The organism is Niabella drilacis (assembly GCF_900101395.1).
Lineage (GTDB): Bacteria > Bacteroidota > Bacteroidia > Chitinophagales > Chitinophagaceae > Niabella > Niabella drilacis.
Genome location: NZ_FMZO01000002.1, coordinates 128,354 through 145,853, shown reverse-complemented (window position 1 = coordinate 145,853; position 17,500 = coordinate 128,354). Strand labels below are relative to the sequence as shown.

Annotated in this window: 18 protein-coding genes; 6 read left to right on the top strand and 12 right to left on the bottom strand. The window is 49.3% G+C overall.

Annotated features, from left to right (window positions below; translation table 11 throughout):
- The first annotated feature begins 69 nt into the window (after window positions 1–69).
- Window positions 70–537 carry a VOC family protein gene (locus BLS44_RS03995; protein ID WP_090388759.1) on the top strand — a complete coding sequence of 156 codons (468 nt, stop codon included), beginning with the start codon at window positions 70–72 and terminating at the stop codon, window positions 535–537.
- Between the two features lie 201 nt (window positions 538–738).
- Here the strand turns inward: BLS44_RS03995 and ruvA are convergent, their stop codons facing one another.
- Window positions 739–1,326, bottom strand: coding sequence for a Holliday junction branch migration protein RuvA (gene ruvA, locus BLS44_RS03990; RefSeq protein WP_090388758.1), 588 nt, complete (start codon window positions 1,324–1,326; stop codon window positions 739–741).
- A 109-nt stretch (window positions 1,327–1,435) separates the two neighbouring features.
- On the opposite strand from ruvA, the gene BLS44_RS03985 reads away from it, so the two are divergent.
- Window positions 1,436–2,440, top strand: a complete 1,005-nt coding sequence (locus BLS44_RS03985; protein ID WP_090388757.1) for a beta-ketoacyl-ACP synthase III — start codon at window positions 1,436–1,438, stop codon at window positions 2,438–2,440.
- A gap of 177 nt (window positions 2,441–2,617) precedes the next feature.
- On the opposite strand, the gene BLS44_RS03980 is transcribed toward BLS44_RS03985, so the two are convergent.
- The 4 genes from BLS44_RS03980 to BLS44_RS03965 all read right to left on the bottom strand — a co-directional run bounded on the left by BLS44_RS03980 (window position 2,618) and on the right by BLS44_RS03965 (window position 6,417).
- Complete coding sequence (locus BLS44_RS03980; RefSeq protein ID WP_090388756.1) at window positions 2,618–3,769, bottom strand: Lnb N-terminal periplasmic domain-containing protein; 1,152 nt, start codon at window positions 3,767–3,769, stop codon at window positions 2,618–2,620.
- A gap of 14 nt (window positions 3,770–3,783) precedes the next feature.
- Entirely contained in the window at window positions 3,784–4,323 is a 540-nt protein-coding gene (locus BLS44_RS03975) for a YceI family protein (RefSeq protein WP_090388755.1), read from the bottom strand.
- A 22-nt stretch (window positions 4,324–4,345) separates the two neighbouring features.
- Complete coding sequence (locus tag BLS44_RS03970; RefSeq protein ID WP_090388754.1) at window positions 4,346–4,708, bottom strand: CoA-binding protein; 363 nt, start codon at window positions 4,706–4,708, stop codon at window positions 4,346–4,348.
- 83 nt (window positions 4,709–4,791) lie between these two features.
- Window positions 4,792–6,417 carry a pyruvate dehydrogenase complex dihydrolipoamide acetyltransferase gene (locus tag BLS44_RS03965; protein ID WP_090388753.1) on the bottom strand — a complete coding sequence of 542 codons (1,626 nt, stop codon included), beginning with the start codon at window positions 6,415–6,417 and terminating at the stop codon, window positions 4,792–4,794.
- A gap of 206 nt (window positions 6,418–6,623) precedes the next feature.
- Between BLS44_RS03965 and BLS44_RS03960 the strand changes: the two genes are divergently transcribed.
- The gene (locus BLS44_RS03960) at window positions 6,624–7,271 is read left to right on the top strand and encodes a hypothetical protein (protein WP_176954309.1); all 648 of its coding nucleotides are present in this window, start codon (window positions 6,624–6,626) and stop codon (window positions 7,269–7,271) included.
- A gap of 60 nt (window positions 7,272–7,331) precedes the next feature.
- Here the strand turns inward: BLS44_RS03960 and BLS44_RS03955 are convergent, their stop codons facing one another.
- The 4 genes from BLS44_RS03955 to BLS44_RS03940 all read right to left on the bottom strand — a co-directional run bounded on the left by BLS44_RS03955 (window position 7,332) and on the right by BLS44_RS03940 (window position 10,130).
- Window positions 7,332–7,640 (bottom strand): rhodanese-like domain-containing protein, encoded by a 309-nt coding sequence (locus BLS44_RS03955; RefSeq protein WP_090388751.1) that lies wholly within the window; start codon window positions 7,638–7,640, stop codon window positions 7,332–7,334.
- 33 nt (window positions 7,641–7,673) lie between these two features.
- Complete coding sequence (locus tag BLS44_RS03950; RefSeq protein WP_090388750.1) at window positions 7,674–8,519, bottom strand: PASTA domain-containing protein; 846 nt, start codon at window positions 8,517–8,519, stop codon at window positions 7,674–7,676.
- Window positions 8,520–8,731: 212 nt separating this feature from the next.
- Window positions 8,732–9,715, bottom strand: coding sequence for a D-alanine--D-alanine ligase (locus BLS44_RS03945; protein ID WP_090388749.1), 984 nt, complete (start codon window positions 9,713–9,715; stop codon window positions 8,732–8,734).
- Between the two features lie 67 nt (window positions 9,716–9,782).
- A complete protein-coding gene (locus BLS44_RS03940; RefSeq protein ID WP_090388748.1) occupies window positions 9,783–10,130 on the bottom strand; it encodes a 4Fe-4S dicluster domain-containing protein in 348 nt (115 codons plus the stop codon).
- Between the two features lie 71 nt (window positions 10,131–10,201).
- On the opposite strand from BLS44_RS03940, the gene BLS44_RS03935 reads away from it, so the two are divergent.
- From BLS44_RS03935 to BLS44_RS03925, 3 genes are all read left to right on the top strand, one after another.
- Window positions 10,202–11,221: an acyl-CoA reductase gene (locus BLS44_RS03935; protein ID WP_090388747.1), complete on the top strand. Its 1,020-nt coding sequence runs from the start codon at window positions 10,202–10,204 to the stop codon at window positions 11,219–11,221.
- Window positions 11,222–11,407: 186 nt separating this feature from the next.
- Window positions 11,408–12,973 carry a trypsin-like peptidase domain-containing protein gene (locus BLS44_RS03930; RefSeq protein WP_176954308.1) on the top strand — a complete coding sequence of 522 codons (1,566 nt, stop codon included), beginning with the start codon at window positions 11,408–11,410 and terminating at the stop codon, window positions 12,971–12,973.
- A 196-nt stretch (window positions 12,974–13,169) separates the two neighbouring features.
- The gene (locus BLS44_RS03925; RefSeq protein ID WP_143019652.1) at window positions 13,170–14,042 is read left to right on the top strand and encodes a universal stress protein; all 873 of its coding nucleotides are present in this window, start codon (window positions 13,170–13,172) and stop codon (window positions 14,040–14,042) included.
- On the opposite strand, the gene BLS44_RS03920 is transcribed toward BLS44_RS03925, so the two are convergent.
- The 3 genes from BLS44_RS03920 to BLS44_RS03905 all read right to left on the bottom strand — a co-directional run bounded on the left by BLS44_RS03920 (window position 14,037) and on the right by BLS44_RS03905 (window position 17,393).
- Window positions 14,037–14,696: an alpha/beta fold hydrolase gene (locus BLS44_RS03920; protein ID WP_090388744.1), complete on the bottom strand. Its 660-nt coding sequence runs from the start codon at window positions 14,694–14,696 to the stop codon at window positions 14,037–14,039. The genes BLS44_RS03925 and BLS44_RS03920 overlap by 6 nt on opposite strands.
- Window positions 14,697–14,794: 98 nt before the next feature.
- Window positions 14,795–16,117: an aspartate kinase gene (locus BLS44_RS03915; protein WP_090388743.1), complete on the bottom strand. Its 1,323-nt coding sequence runs from the start codon at window positions 16,115–16,117 to the stop codon at window positions 14,795–14,797.
- A gap of 196 nt (window positions 16,118–16,313) precedes the next feature.
- Entirely contained in the window at window positions 16,314–17,393 is a 1,080-nt protein-coding gene (locus tag BLS44_RS03905; RefSeq protein WP_090388741.1) for an Ldh family oxidoreductase, read from the bottom strand.
- Between the last annotated feature and the right edge of the window lie 107 nt (window positions 17,394–17,500).

Below are 17,500 nucleotides of genomic sequence, written 5' to 3'. Positions count from 1 at the left end.
AAGGCCTTTAACCGGGGGGATGCGACGATTCTTACAGGTATTACAATGAGCTGTTAATCCATTGCCATCATGAAAAAAATTCAGTCAACCCTCATTCTTATTTTCTTCTCAGCCATGAGCCTATATGCACAGGAATCTAAAAAAGCTGTTGTATTATCTAACCACCAGGCCATTTATGTAACCGATCTCAAAAAAGCAGCAGCTTTTTATGCGCATATCATCGGGCTGGAGCAGGTAGACGAACCGTTTAAAATAGGCAAGCACGCCTGGTTCAGGACCGGGCCCAAAACAACGTTGCACATTATCCTGGGAGCAGACAAGCCCAAAGAATATTTTAAAAATAACCATATGTGCTTTTCTGTTCCATCCCTGGAGGATTTTATCCGCAAGCTGGATCAAAACAAGGTTCCCTATGAAGATGTAAACGGCAAGCTATCGGCGGTTACCAACCGCGTGGATGGTGTAAAGCAGATCTGGCTCCGCGACCCGGATAATTACTGGATCGAGATCAACAATGATCCTTCGATGTTCCGTTGAGTTGTCGACAGAAAAGGGGCAGCAGAACACCGGCTACGAAAGGGACCAAACATTGCCTGATTGACCGCCGGGAGCACGTTGAACCTGCCGTGAGTGGTTTGTGAAGCAGGAACCGAACAGGAAGAATTTGAATTTCAAACCTTCGGGAAACAACCAACTACCAGGCATAAACAGGGATCAAATGAGGAACCTCAAACCGTTTTAAACCCCTTTCAGCGCTTTTTTCACCAGCTGCTCCAAACTGATCTCGGGCTCCAGGGCTAATACTTTTTGCACTGCCTGTTCTGCCTGCGCACGCTGAATACCCAATGCCTGCAGGGCCTCGGCAGCATCCTGCCTTACCGATGGAGCAGCAGCGGGGGTAAGCGCAACCGGAAGATCGATATGCAGTTTCCCCAACTTATCCTTTAATTCCAGTACCGCACGCTCTGCCGTCTTCTTCCCGATGCCCTTTATGCGCTCCAGGCTCTTTGCATCACCATACGTAATGGCCTTCACGATCTCATCCGGTTTCATATAGGAAAGGATCAGCCTCGCCGTTCCGGCGCCAATGCCCGATACGCTGACCAACCCCAGGAAAATATCCCTCTCCTTACTTTCGGCAAAGCCATACAAAAGCTGCGCATCCTCTCTGATGATCAGGTGCGTAAAAAGCAACCCCTCCTTTAAGGTCTCAATTTTTGAATACGTGTTTAAACTGATGTGTACCTCATAGCCCACTCCATTGACATCGATGATCACGGAAGACGGCGTTTTGCTAACGAAACTTCCTTTCAGATATGCATACATACCGCGAATTTAAATTTCTAATTCCAATTTCCCGATTTCTTATTTCCGATTTCTCATTTCCTATTTCCGCGCATTCACCCTAACTTTGGCGCTAAATTTTTTTTACCAGATGAGCAACAAAGTTACAGCAGCCATCACGGCGGTGGGCGGATATGTTCCTGAAGACAAGTTAACCAATTTTGACTTGGAGAAAATTGTAGATACCACAGACGAATGGATCCGTACCCGGACGGGGATTACCGAACGCAGGATCCTGAAAGGAGAAGGAAAAGGAACCTCAGAAATGATCGTGCCTGCTGTATTGCAGCTTTGTGAAAAACGGGGTATCGATCCGATGGAGATCGATTGCCTCATTGTAGCCACCGTTACCCCGGATATGGTATTTCCGGCTACTGCCAACCTTGTCTGTGACAGGATCGGGGCAAAAAATGCCTGGGGCTTTGATGTTTCTGCAGCCTGCTCGGGTTTCTTATATACCCTGACCCTTGGTGCCTCCCTGATCGAAAGCGGACGTTATAAAAAAGTAGTGGTGGTGGGCGCCGATAAAATGAGCTCTATCATCGACTATACCGACCGGGCTACCTGCATTATTTTTGGCGACGGAGCCGGCGCTGTGTTACTGGAGCCTTCGCAAAACGGGCACGGGATCAAGGACAGTCTTCTTAAAAGTGACGGAAGCGGTGCTCAATACCTCAGGATGAAAGCAGGCGGATCAATGTACCCGGCAAGCGCCGAAACTGTTGCGGCACGTGAGCATTACGCTTACCAGGAAGGAAAGACCGTTTTCAAATTTGCCGTTACCGGTATGGCAGATATAAGTGCACAACTGCTGGAACGCAATAATCTCACAGGTGATGATATTGCCTGGCTGGCACCTCACCAGGCCAATCTCCGGATCATCGATGCTACAGCCCAGCGTATTGGTCTTCCCAAAGAAAAAGTAATGATCAATATCCAGAAATTCGGCAATACTACGGCGGCAACGATCCCGCTCTGTCTTTGGGAGTGGGAGCACCAGTTAAAAACAGGAGACAAGATCGTTCTGGCTGCCTTTGGCGGAGGCTTTACCTGGGGCGCTACCCTGGTGGAATGGGCCTATGACCCCGCGGGATAGTGAAGGGTAACAGGCTACAGATCTCTGTGGTCAGGAACCGAACCTGACCGGCCCTGCTATCAGTTTTCAGTTACCATCTTTCAATGAACAGCAGCAACCTGCAGGCTGCGCAATATTTTGCGGGCCTGCAACATAGTCCTTCCTTTCAGTCTCCGCACCAATTACCTCCGGCAGCTTTCAATCAGACAAACGGGCTTTTATATTGCCTCCGTAAATAACCAGTAGAGCAGCGAGCAGCGGTGCAATTTCTCTTAACGGCAATTGCTGGATACCGGAAATATGCACCAGGAGCGCGGCTATGAGCCCCCCGATGGCAAAAGCGAAATAATGCCGCCGCACCCACTTATTCTTTATAAAAACGACAACAACATTCAATGGCATTGCCCATAAAACGTTCCAGTTATATGCGCAGGACTGATGATTGGTAAAGAACCACATAAACAGCAGTTGTACGCCCAGCAGCCCGGTAATAAAAAGCAGCGCCGCGCTCACTATCTTCCGGCAGCGCCGGAGCAATGGTATAACATGAACTGCCAGTACAAGCAGCAATACCAGGGAAAAAACCAGCACTGGCGTGTTCAAAGGAAGGGCAGGCCCGGTCCCGTTCCCATTCAGCAGCACATGGTTTGTGGCAAAAGCCCTGCCCGCGTAGCCCGCATGGGCCAATCCGCTGTACAGATAATCCGGCAAGAACATGGAATGAAAATCATCCATTAATGCGTCTACGGGACTGCCTAATATTATATCAATACCCAACCGCTGCCAGGGTTTGCCGGCCAGGTACTGATCAATCACCTGCCGGTAGCGCAGGCGCTTACCACCCAGCGCCGGTCCAAAATGAAAAGAGGTATCCAGGGCGGCGGGGAAAATATCGCGTACCCTCGTGGCACAGTTGTCAAAAAGAAAATCATACCGGTAGGCCCGGTTGGCCGGCTGCAGGTTTGTTTGTAAAAACATCCGGACCCTTTGGCTACCGGCCGCATCCAGGTGCAGCACCTGCTCCGTAACCCTTCTGCCCTCCCGGGCATAACTGTCTAAAAAGCCCTCAAAATCTTCGGCATCCAGAAAATACAGCAGCTTTCCTAATGTAAATTTGGTATAGAAATCAGGATCGTTAAAATCAAAAGTACCATAGTTGTAAACGATATCGGTGCCTCCGACGCTATCGATAATCCTTACGGCTGTATGTCCAAAAGAAGTGTATAAAGCATCGCCTGTTCCACAGGTAAGAACACTGATCCGCAGCCGCTCCCCGGGAATAATTTGCGCCTCCAGGCCCCCAGCTCCGGTCAAGAACAGCAGCAGCCAGAACAGCCGTATCTTTATCATAGGAAGCCCGAATCTTATTTTTTTGCCAAAACGGAAAGCATAACCGTCACTTTATCCGCCATGGTGATGCTGCTCCGGCCAATCTTGTAATCCAGCCGGTTTAATGAAAAGTTCGAGGTCAGCAGGTATCCGCCGTCGGCAGGTTTGGCAATAAAATCAAATTTGATACTTTTAGAAATGCCATGCATTGTCAGTGTTGCTTCAGCATAATAAACATTGCCCTGTTTGGGAAGGATCCGGGTTGATTGAATGCGGATCTCCGGGTATTGCGCTGCATCAAAAAAATCGGCCTGTTTCAGATGGTTGTCCCTTTTCTGGATGCCGGTACTGATCGTGTTCAGATCCACGGTTACATCAAATGCGCTTTTGCTCCAATCCGCCGGGTTTATATTGATTGTTCCCTTTAGCCCTTTCAAACTGCCTTCCACATCCATGCCCATATTCCGGATCACAAATGCAACCTTGCTGTCTGCTTCAACAGGTTTCAGCGACTGGGCCGGTAGCGCGCCTTTCAGAAAAAGGGTTGCAGCAAGTAACAGTACTATTTTTCTCATAGCCTCTTTGGGGGTTTATTTTTTAAAATTGATTCGTGGCCAGCAGCACCAGGGTACAGGCTTCAACAGGTTCAATACCCGCTTGTTTTGCTTTTTGTGCCAGGGCACTGTTTTCCGCACCGGGGTTAAAGATGATCCGCCTGGGGTGCAGTTTCAGGATATACGCTTCATATTGCTGCTGGTGCAGCGGGTTCAGGTAAACGGTTACGGTATCCACATCCTGTTCTTCCGGCTGCCCTTTCACTATTGCAACATCATCGATCCGCCCCTCCTGTTTTCCAATAGCCACAACCTCATGCCCGTGCGTCCGCAGGCGTTTCACCGCCATATTGCTGTAGCGTACGGGGTTTTCAGAAGCGCCCAGCACTACTGTTTTTTTATTCATACATTTTTCCTCTCCGTATAATAGAACAGGCTGCTCCTTAAAAAGGTTGCAGCCTGTATCATTTATTTTCCGGCCCTCTTCTTTTAAACCAGCATCCGCAGCGGCTCTTCCAGCAGCTGTTTCAGGGTTTGCAGGAAGGCTGCACCAGTGGCCCCGTCTACCACCCGGTGGTCGCAGGTAAGAGTCACTTTCATAATATTCCCGATCCCGATCTGGCCATTTTTAACAACCGGCACTTCATTGATAGCGCCTACTGCAAGGATGCAGGAGGCCGGGGGATTGATGATAGCGGTAAATGCTTCAATACCAAACATCCCCAGGTTGGAAATGGTAAATGTATTGCCCTCCCAGTCGGAAGGTTGCAGTTTTTTGTTCTTTGCTTTCTGGGCAAACTCTTTTACCTCGCCGGCGATCTGCGACAATGATTTTGTATCCGCAAAACGCACTACCGGCACCAGTAACCCATCTTCCACGGCAACCGCTACGCCAATGCTTACATGGTGGTTTACCCGGATCGCTTCGCCCATCCAGCTGCTGTTAATGGCCGGGTGTTTCTTTAATGCCACCGCGCAGGCTTTCAGCACCATATCGTTGAAGGAGATCTTGTTGGCCGAGATCTCGTTCAGCTGGGCACGGCTGGCCACCGCTTTGTCCATATTGATCTCCATTGTCAGGTAAAACTCCGGAGCCGAGAACTTCACTTCCGAAAGACGGCGGCTGATGGTTTTGCGCATCTGGGATACCGGCACATCAACAAAGCTTTCCTGTCCGGCCGGTACTGCCGCGGGCGCTGCCGCCTGCGAAGCCGCCTGGCTTTGAGCTGCCGCCGGCTGATAATTATCAATATCTGATTTAATGATCCTGCCGTTATCACCACTGCCTTTTACATGGCTCAGGTTCACCCCTTTTTCTGCTGCCAGCTTTTTAGCAAGCGGTGAAGCCTTAATACGGCTATCGCCTGAAGTTCCGGCTGTTTCTGCTCCGGGCGTTGCCTGGGCAGCTTCAGCAGCCTGGGGTTCCGGCTCCGCCGCTTCAGCAGGAGCCACCGTTACAGCGCCCCCTCCTTTTACCGCAGCTACGATCGCATTCACATCCACTTTTGCCACATCCCCTATAATACAAAGCAGGTCATTTACCTGTATTTTTTCTCCTTTTGCTGCTCCCTGGTAAAGCAAGGTTCCATTCTTATAGCTTTCCAGCTCCATCGTGGCTTTATCGGTCTCAATTTCTGCCAGCAGGTCCCCTTTTTTCACCGGGTCACCTACATTCTTCGCCCAGCTGGCGATCACCCCCTCCGTCATGGTATCACTCAAACGGGGCATTAGCACAACTTCCTCCATTTTTGATACATCCACCGAAGCCGCTGCGGCCGGTTGCGCTTTAGGGCCTTCTTCTGCCGGCGCTTTCGCCGCAGGAGCCGGCGCTGCAGCTCCGCTCCCATTTCCGCCAATCAGGCCGGAGATATCCTCTCCCGCCTCTCCTACTATTGCTAACAGGTCATCTACCTGCAACTTACTTCCTTTAGGACCGCCCAGATGGAGAATAACCCCATCTTTATAACTTTCCAGTTCCATAGTGGCCTTATCCGTTTCGATCTCTGCCAGCAAATCGCCTTTTTTAACAGGATCTCCTACTTTTTTATGCCAATCTGCGATAACTCCTTCTGTCATGGTATCACTCAAACGGGGCATTAATATCTTCTCAGCCATTACCTAATTATTTTCGCCGAAATTAAGGTAAAATGATGAATTTGCAGGAAAAGATCATGAGCTTTTGATACAGTGCAAAGTGGTTAATTGTAATTCCGGCAATTTATTCCCGCTATGCTTCCGGGGAATATGAAACCGGATATTCTATTTTTTCGTACGCAACCATTTCCCTAATTTGGCTCGTCTGTACAAAGTATTGAATAGAAATGAAAAAAACAGTTTTAACAGCATTGGCGGGGTTGCTCTTAGCCTCCGCAACCTGGGGGCAGAAAAAACTGACTGAAGCCACAATTTATTATGACATTGTCATCAATACCGGTAATGACAAGCCAAGCAAGGCCGGTATGCTGGATGGTGCCACTAATATCACGTACCTGAAGGGGAATGACAGCAGGGCTGATATGATCAGCTCCCTTGGCTCAGAATCAGTGATCATTGATGGCAAGACCGGCGGTGTTACGATCTTAAAGGATTATGGGGAAAAATACATGATGAAGCTCACTGCCGCCGATTGGAAAAATTATAATAAGAAGTACGAGCATATTTCTTATACCATCGAAAACGAATTCAAGACCATTGCCAACTATAATTGCCAGAAGGCGGTGGGTAAACTAAGCGACGGCACCACTTTTACGGTTTATTTTACAAAAGACCTGGTTCCTGTAAATACAGAGTTCCTGTATATCAATAAAAACCTGCCCGGCCTGGTAATGGAATACGAAGCATCCAATGGCAAAACGAAGGTAACCAATACGGTTTCCAGCATTGACTTCGGCGCGGTTCCGCTCTCAAAATTCGACCTTCCGGAATCCGGATACCGGATCATTCCTTCTGCAGAAAAAAGCAAAAAGTGAGCATAACTCCAACAAAAAAGTGCCTCCCGGCACTTTTTTTATTGTATACAAAGCGTTGTTTTATGCTCCAAATGCATCCTGCCAGGCCAGGATACCGCCCTCTACATTTACGGTGTTCTTAAACCCCATAGAATCCAGCAGCAGACAGGCGGAGGCGCTCCGTTTTCCACTGCGGCAGTGTATAATCACTTCTTCCTCCTTTAAAGGCTCCAGCTCCTCTGCGTCCATATCCTGGATTTTTCCAAGCGGAACCAGTTTACCCCCGATATTATACTCGTCATATTCAGCCGGCTCTCTTACATCAACCAGGTTGATCTTTTCGCCGCTGTCGATCCTTTTCTTAAGATCCTGAACAGTAATGGTATTCATATTTCTGTATTTTAAACGATGAACAAACGGTTTCTACTCCGGTGTATCGGACGGTTCCTGTGGAAGCGAATCTTTCCTGTTTCCGCCACTGCTCCCGGCTGAATCTACCACCGGCCGCTCCTGGCTTAGCCATATATCCACGATCTGGCCGGGACGGATCGACCGGGTATTTCCTTCCGCATCGAACCGTTCCGGGCTTTGGCGGTACACGAAAGCAGCCGCTGTATCTGTAACTCCCGCAGCGGGGATCACAGAACCAAGGCCGATGCCTTTGTCTTCCAGCACGCTCTTTGCATCCGTATAGGTAAGCCCTATCAGGTTGGGTACCAGGAAAGAAGCTCCAAGCCCACTTCCGATAACCAGGTCAACCCGCGAGCCCTGCCTTATTTTTGCACCCGGCTGGATCGCCACGCCGTTGTATAATTGTGCCAGCACAGTATTCTTTGCAAAATCCGGTTTAAAAGTGGTATCACCCAGTTTCAGCCCCATATTGTTCAGGGTAAATTCTGCACTCCGCAAGCTGTACCCCACAATATTAGGCATCTCAACCAGCGGCGGCTCCGCCCGGTTAATGGTAAGATATACAGTCCTGCTGGACTTTACAACCTCATATTCATCCGGCACCTGGCGTACAACCTGCAAGGGCTTCAATGTATCATTGAATACACTATCCTGCACCACCAACTCAAAACCGGCATCTGCCAGTATCTTTTCCGCCTGCGCCAGCGTTTTTCCCAGCAGCGGGGGAACCGTTCTGGCATCGTTGTGATGCGTGAGCCATCCCAATGAGAGGATCACTATCGAAAAAACAGCCAGCGCTAAAAAAATGCCGGCAAGTATATTTACCCAAAGTGGTCTTCTTGTTATAAAACGAAACATGTGTTGATTATTCTTGGTAAATATAGGATAATTCAGCTATCGGCCGCCAGGTTTTAGCATTCAGCCGTCAGCTTTTAGCTTTTGCTTCAGGAAGCCGGAATCGAGAGGCCGGGATCGAGAAATCAGAATCGGGGAACCAGGATCCAGCGGCCGGAATCCGGAATCGAGTATCCGGATTCACGGATCCGGTACCGGGCGATACAACAGAAATCCTAAAAGCACTCCTCCACAAGAAGCGTATAAAAATCGGTCAGCTTAGCTCCTGCCGCAGCTACCTGCTGTGGTACAATGCTGGCGGCACTTTGGCCGGGGATGGTGTTCACTTCCAGCATATACGGCCGGTCTTCCGCCTCGTTATAAATAAAATCGATCCGGATCACGCCCCGGCAGTTGAACACTTCATAAACCGTCTTTGCAGCTGTCCTTATTTTTTCGGCAACGGGCTCCGCAACCACAGCCGGGGTAACTTCAGTAGATTTTCCTTCATATTTTGCCTCGAAATCGAAAAAACTTTTACTGTCATGCGCTTTTACCTCGGTAAGCGGGAGCACATGGATCATACCATTTGACCGGTACACCCCAACGGTAAACTCGCGCCCGGCAATCATTTCCTCCACCAGGACCTGGTTATCTTCCTTAAATGCTTTGGCAATAGCCACCTCCAGTTCAGCCGCATCATCTACCTTACTCATGCCAATGCTGGACCCCCCGTTATTGGGTTTTACAAATACAGGAAGCTTCAGCCGGTCCGGTATGGTGGCTGCCGCTACCGGTGTATGGGCAAACAGGTGCAGGGAGTTGGCCACCCCAATACCCGCCATCCGGGCCACGGCAACTGCATATCTTTTATTAAATGTAATGGCAGAACTGGCCGCATCGCAGCCGGTATAAGGAATGCCCAGCATATCAAAATACCCCTGGAGTTTTCCGTCTTCCCCCGGGGTGCCATGCATACCGATCAGGACCGCATCGAACCGGATCTTCCGGTCCTGTTCCATGATCGAAAAATCATCTTTGGAAACGGTTGTTTTGACACCGGTACTGTCCGTATAAAACCACCCTTCCGGGTTAATGTCCACTACATACACATCGTATTTTTCCCGGTCCAGGTTCTTTTCGATAGTTGCAGCGCTTTTATAGGAAATCACCGACTCTCCCGAAAGCCCACCCGTTACCAACGCGATCGTTTTCTTCATACTTACTGTTAAGAACAGGCAACGCCACTACTGAAGGGTGTGCCTGCTGATCTTTTTCTGGTGATGATTATAAATGTAATTTTTCTTTTTTTGCCAACAGTTCTTCTACTGTTTCCTGGTACATTTCATCGGGTACACAACAGTCTACCGGGCAAACAGATGCGCATTGGGGCTCCTCATGAAAACCCTGGCACTCGGTGCATTTGTCCGGAACTATATAGTAGGTATCATCGCTGATCGGGGGATTTTTAAAATGGGAATCCACTACATTGCCGTTAAACAATTTATATTCCCCGGTTACGGTATTTCCGTCGGAGATGGTCCATTCTACCCCACCCTCATAAATGGCATTGTTAGGACATTCCGGCTCACAAGCTCCACAGTTTATACACTCTTCTGTTATTTTTATAGCCATATTCGAATAATTATTATTTGATTGAACGTATGCTGTAATCTATTTATTTTGTACAAAATTAATCATTGAAGATGACATTATCACAACGCATCCGCTTATTGGCCAAATTGGGCGCCTATATGCAGGGAAACAGCCACGGGTGGCTGGCTGCAAAAGAACAGGCGTTCCGGAACAACGGATGGTTTTTGCCGGATTTTATTAACCGGTCTGTACAGAATATTGCTTCTGCGTTCTTACAGGAGCCCCTGCTAAAGAAGTGGACTGATGCTTACCCAAACCTTGAAGCCGCGGACCGGGAACCCCGGCTTGTAGGACTCGTTATGGCCGGAAACATACCGCTGGTTGGGTTTCACGACCTGCTCTGCGTTTTTATATCCGGCCATAATTGCCTGGTGAAAGCTTCTTCAAAAGACGAAACACTGATCCGGCACCTGGTAGACCAGATGATCTCCTGGGAACCGGAGGTAGCGGAATGCATCCGGTTTTCAGACCTGCTAAAGGGCTGCGATGCATATATTGCCACCGGCAGCGATAATACCGCCGGTTACTTTGATTATTATTTTGCAAAATACCCCCATCTTATCCGCCGTAACCGTACCTCGGCAGCATTGCTTACGGGAACAGAAACCGCTGATGAGCTCAGCGCACTGGCAGACGATGTATGTCTGTACTTCGGGATGGGATGCCGCAATGTGACCAAGGTTTATGTGCCGGAGCAATATAACTTTGAACCCTTGCTGCAGGCGTTGAAAAAATATGACTACCTGGCAGACGTACATAAATACAGGAACAACTACGATTATAACCTGGCGCTCTACCTGCTCAACAGCCGTTTTTATATGAGTACCCCGGCTGTATTGCTGGTAGAGGATCCTGCGCTGTTTTCGCCGGTAAGCCAGCTGAACTATGGCTTTTACGGGAACAGATCCGGCCTGGTGGAAGCGTTGGCCGGCAACCCATCGGTACAATGCATTGTAGGTCACGGCTGCATTCCATTCGGGAACGCGCAATCGCCGGCCATTGACCAGTATGCAGATGGCGAGGATACCCTTGCCTTTTTGCTTTCCCTGAACAGATCTTTCTTTGAATGAAACGATTTTCACCATCATTTTTAAACGCTGTTTCATGCCATAAAAATGATGTACATCAAAGTACGAAGACTTTAGTAAAACTTTGTTAAACTGACTGCCAGATCTTCCGAATGTCCGGTACAGTTTGTTACTTTGTATAAGCAAGGCATAATTTTTGAAAACGAAACTTTTAAATTGAATCGTAAAATGAAATTGAAACAAATTCTTTTAGTGATTGTGATAAGCGTGCTGTCTGCTTTTGCAGGCATTTTCCTTTACGGGAAATTTGCGCGCAGCGGGAACAGTACTGTAGGTGTGCCTGTTGATGGAAAACTACCGGCAAACTATGCCAGTTTCTTTGACAACAAAGGAAACGCAGCCGAACCCACTGATTTCACAAAGGCATCCGAATCGGCCATTCCTTCCGTGGTGCATATTAAAACAAAGATACCGGCAAAGAAGCTGGATAACGGGTTACCCAACAGGGGCCGGACGGGTGATCCTTTTGAAGATTTTTTTGGCGACATGTTTGGCCTGGGCCCGCAAATGCGGCCCGAGCAACGTGCTTCGGGCAGTGGTGTTATCATCAGCCAGGATGGCTACATTGTTACCAATAACCACGTTGTTTCGGATGGCGGTGATGGCGTGGCAGCTGAAATAAAGGTTACGCTGAACGAGGGACGTAAAACCTACACCGCTAAAGTGGTTGGGCGCGATCCCAGTACCGATATCGCAGTTCTAAAGGTTGAGGCCAACAATCTCCCTTACATGATCTATGGCAACTCTGATGATGTGAAGGTAGGGCAATGGGTACTGGCGGTTGGGTATCCGTTTAACCTGGAGGCTACCGTTACTGCGGGTATCATCAGTGCCAAGGGCCGCAGCATCGGCATCAACGGGCAGCAAAGCATGTCGCCTGTAGAATCCTTTATTCAAACAGATGCGGCGGTAAACCAGGGTAACAGCGGTGGCGCACTGATCAATGCCAACGGGCAGCTGGTGGGGATCAACTCCGCCATACTGGCGCCCAGCGGCACTTACGCGGGTTATTCCTTTGCCATACCTGTTAATATCGTAAAGAAGGTGGTGAATGACATTATCAAATACGGGGATGTAAAACGCGGCTACCTGGGCATCAGCTACTTCGATGAGCAAAAGACCCCGGGGGAAAACGAACGGCGCCTGAAGCAGTCCGGTTTGCAAAACGGGGACGGTGTATATGTGCTGGAGGCTCCTGCAGATGGCGGTGCTTCAAAGGCCGGGGTAAAGCGGGGCGATATCATTACGAAGGTGAATGGTACAGCCGTGTCCTCCGGGTTACAGATGTCCGGTATCATTGCCAGCGCGCAACCGGGCGACAAGGTGAAACTGACCTATCTGCGGGGAGGAAAAGAAACAACTGCAGATGTAACCCTCTCCGACAAGCCAAGCGCAAGCAAACTGACCAATGCGGATCAGATAGCCGACCAGCTGGGTGTTGAACTGGGCAATGTGGACTCAAAAAGGGCCGAGCAGCTGCGTATACATGGCGGAGGTGTTGAGATCAAAAACATCCGTCCCAATGGCCTGCTGAGCAAGAGCCGGATCGATAAAGGATTTATCATTACCGCTGCAAACGGGCAACGCGTAAAATCGATCGAAGAACTTTCAAAAGTCCTGAGCAGCAGCCGGAGCGCCAAACTTGAACTGGAGGGGATTTACCCTGGTTACAGTGGCCTGTATTCCTACCAGATCAATCTGAACGGAGACGATGAAGATTCCGGCTCTTTCTAAACAGCGCAAAGAGTGATGAATTATACGGAAGGCCCGCGGTTTGCGGGTCTTCTTTTTTTTGGTATATTTATGGTAGTATATAAGCTGGCCGGCGTTTATCCCTGATACCGGAGCCGGTAACAGGCAGAGAATTTCCAGGTTAGCGGTATTGTTAACGGGATACGATCCTGCAGGCTCGCGGCATAAAAAATTCTATATGAAAAAGATCCTGGCGCTTACTGATTTTTCCGAGAATGCAGAACATGCCATCCATTATGCAATGCGCTTTGTTCCATTCTGGCAAACAGCGGAACTGGCACTGCTTCACGTATATGAACCCCCGGTTCTTTTCCAGGCCGATCCCTCCGGCGGCATGGGTCCGGAGGGCACAAGCGGCCTTATTAACTATACGCTGATGGCTGAACAGGCAGCAACACTTGCAGAAAGCAGCCGGGAAAAACTGGAGGCATTCAAAACGGAGCTTGCGGCGCGTTACCCTTCAGTAGCAATTACGGCTCGGGTTACGGAAGGTTTTTTGGGAGACATGGCAAACGAGCTATCAGAAAAAGAGGGCTATGAGCTTATTGTTATGGGCATTACCGGAAAGTCGGGACTTGAAAAAATACTCATCGGCAGTAATGCGGTCAAAGCCATTGAAAGCCTGCACAGCCCGCTGCTGATCGTTCCACCCCAGCCGGCGAACGCCCTCCCGGATAAAATAGCCCTGGCATCAGACCTGGAGCTCCTGACCACATCAGGCATCGGGCAACTGGAACAATTCATGAACGGCCTGCCGGTTCAGGAACTGCAAATGGTGACCATCAATAAAAACCCTGCGGACCCCGTAAACCAGGAAAGAATAAGCGCTCTTAAAGCCCAGTTGCACCTGCTGAACCCTGTTGCACATTTTGTGCAGGCGCCGCATGTGGAAAACGGGCTTGAGCATTTTGTAACGGAGCATCATATTTCGCTCCTGGTGTTCGTGCATCATGAACGCAGCTTTATCGGGCAGCTTTTTCATAAAAGTATCAGTAAGCAGATCGCCTGGAATACCACCATTCCTGTTTTGCGGTTAAAGAACAGGCTATAGCCCTGCTGTATCCAATACACGTTTGATAATAGCGCTGATCTCTGCGGCACGATTCCATACCATCATATGGGTACCTCCTTTTATAATGTAATCCGGTGCTATATTTTTTATGGGAAAGATCCGGTCCCGGTCTCCGTGAATCTGCACCACATTCTTAAAACCGGCGGTGTTTCTCCAGTTCAGTATCTGATCAAAGGACCAGTTCACATAATGGAGCTTTGCGGTTTTGCGGTAGGTGTTGGCAAATTCCTGTTCATCTTTGGTATTGGCCCCCAGCCTCCTGTTAGCGATCTTAAACGCAAGATCACTTTGCTGGATCTTCCTTACCGGAAATACGCGGTTCAGGCGCAGCAGACCTGCAAGCCGCATATGCCAGGGCATTTCTGACCGCTGTTTAATACTGGAGATAAGGATCACCTTCCGGATGCTCCGGAAGCCTGCTATTTCAAGGGCCACCATGCCGCCAAACGAGATGCCCACCAGCACGGCATCTTCTTCATGAATGCCTTCAGCCATCCGCCGCGCATAGGCGTTCAATGTTTCACCGGGCTCCGGCTCCAGCCAGTTCAGGAAACACAGGCGGACATCGCCCACAGACAGGTTGCCATAAATGCGTTCATCAACCCCAAAACCCGGTATGCAATAGAGATTCAATATCTTTTCCAGCTTTCGGCCATCCGCATTCAGATTTAAGCTTTGAGAACCGGGACATTACATCGGGCATAAAACCGGCTATAACCTGAAAACATTCCCTAATCGAGCCCGAACATGCCCTTATTCAACTGTTTCAGCAGGTGTACTTTTTCATCAGCGCCTACCAGCAGTGATATATTATGCTGGCTTCCGCCGTAAGATACCATACGAATAGGAACATTCCGGATGGAGCCGAACAATTTTTTGATGATCTCTTCGGTTTCGTTGATCCGGTAGCCCACTACGGAAACGATGGTCTGATCGCGGTCTACCGATACGGTTCCCAATACCTCCAGCTCTTTCACGATCTGCTCCAGATGCTCGGCATTATCGATCGTCAGTGAAACGGCCACTTCCGAAGTGGTGATCATATCGATAGAGGTCCTGTATTTCTCAAATACCTCAAACACTTTTCTTAAAAATCCATAAGCCAGCAGCATCCGGCTGCTTTTAATGCGGATGGCGTAGATATTATCTTTAGCGGCTACAGCTTTTACCCCGGCACCGGAAGGGTCCTGGGTAATAAGGGTACCTTTTGCGCCCGGGTCCATTGTATTGAGCAGTTTTACCGGTATCTTATATTGCTGTGCAGGCCATATCGACGCCGGGTGCAGGATCTTGGCACCAAAATAAGCCAGCTCTGCCGCCTCTTCAAAACTGAGTTGCTCCACCGGCCGGGTTGTACCCACTACCCGGGGGTCATTATTGTGCATACCGTCAATATCGGTCCATATTTCACATGCGGAAGCGCTGATCGCCGCCGCGATCAATGAAGCAGAGTAGTCGCTGCCACCACGTTTCAGGTTATCTACCTCACCCCGCGCATTCCGGCAGATATACCCCTGTGTTACCAGTATCTTTTTATCCGCATGCTGGTTCAGCAGCTGCGTCAGCTTGATGCGAATGCTGCCGATCTGCGGCTCTTCATTCTCATCGATACTCATAAACTCAAGCGCCGGCAATAACGCATAGGACATACCCTGTTCTTCGAGGTAAGCGGAAAATATTTTTGTAGAAAGCAACTCGCCCTGGGCAAGGATGTCTTTGCTCAACGCCTCACTAAAGGATATCTTTAAAATAATATTTAAGAATTCAAAATGCTCATCAATGATGGCCTGGGCTTTTGACAAAGCTGTTTCCTTTGTAAAAAGTTCTTTTATAAATTGATTGTAATGCTCCTGCAGGTTGTTGATGGACTGTTGTGCAGCATGCCGGTCGCCGGTTGCTATAGAATTCCCGATCTCCACCAATGCATTCGTAGTTCCGGAAAGTGCCGAAAGCACTACCATTGCGGTTTCATTTTCGTTCTGTAAAAGCGATGCAATATGTTTCATCCGCTCTGGTTTACCAACACTGGTACCTCCAAATTTCATTACCTTCATGGCTCTTCTTGTTTATTTCTTTTTACTATTTAGTTTTGCTATCAGCAACGTTTACGGGTCATTCTTTTTTGTTTTACCCCGTCTTTGGGCTGGAATCCTTTACCTGTTTGCCGGTACTCTTTGCGGCATCACGCTCACGCTTCTCTTTTGCCCGGTCGCGAATTTCGCAAAAAATCACCAGTAAACAGCATCCTTTTTAAAATACCACCCCCAGTTTTGCTCCGAGCGCCTGCAGATCTGCCGCTACCACCGGCAACAGGGGAATACCGGCCACCCGGCGTTCAGCCTCCATCTCCCGTTCAGGATCGCCCGGGATCAGCACCCTGTCCTTCCCTTCTATCGTATCGGCATTGCGAAACCCGCTGATCCAGTCATCCATATCCCGTTTATATTCCGCAACTGTACGGAATGCATCCACCCGCAGGGCGCCAAAAAAATGCCCAATCCCTTTTCCGGGCTGTCGCTGGGGCATGGGTACGTAGGCCGGGAACGGGGGTACCCAGGGAGCATAATTGGCCCCGCTGAGCAAGGCTGAAAAAATATCGACCACCGCACCTAAGGCATATCCTTTATGGCTTCCGTGCTCCCTGTCTCCGCCCAATGGTAATAAGGCGCCTCCTTTTTTAAGGATACCGGCATCTGTTGAGTCCTGCCCTGCTGCATCCTGCACCCAACCCACCGGTGCCGCTTCATTTTTGCGCTGCAAAATTTCCAGCTTTCCATTGGCCGCCGTTGTAGTGGCCAGGTCTGCTACAAACGCCGGCTCGTTCCCCGCAGGAGCAGCTACGCAGATCGGGTTTGTTCCCAGCATTTTTGATGTAGAGAAGGTTGGCGCCACCAACGGACTGGCATTGGTCATCGAGATACCGATCATATCATGTTTCAGCGCCTTCATGGCATGCGCTGCAGCAATACCATAATGGTTACTATGCTGCACACTTACCCAGCCCGTTCCTACCTGCCGGGCCTTTTCGATGGCCAGTTCCATGGCATAGGGTGCTACTACCAGCCCAAGCCCGCTGTCTCCATCCACTACTGCGGTGGAGGGGGTTTCATGAATCACTTTTATTTGCGGGGTTGCATTCACACGCCCTGCTTCCCAAAGCCGCACATACCCCGTAAGACGGGCTACTCCATGGGAGTCCACCCCGCGCAGATCTGCAGCAAGCAGTACTTCCGCTGCGGTGGCAGCATCTTTATCGGGACAACCTATCTTTTTAAAAATCTGAATGGTAAAGTCAAGTAATTGCTGATAAGCATATGTTGTATCCTGCATGATCACAAAGTAACAATAAAGCCTTAAATTATCGTATAAATGTTTCCGGGGGATGCCTTATATATTGCTCACGGATTTCACGGATATTCACAGAAAGGGGCACTGCT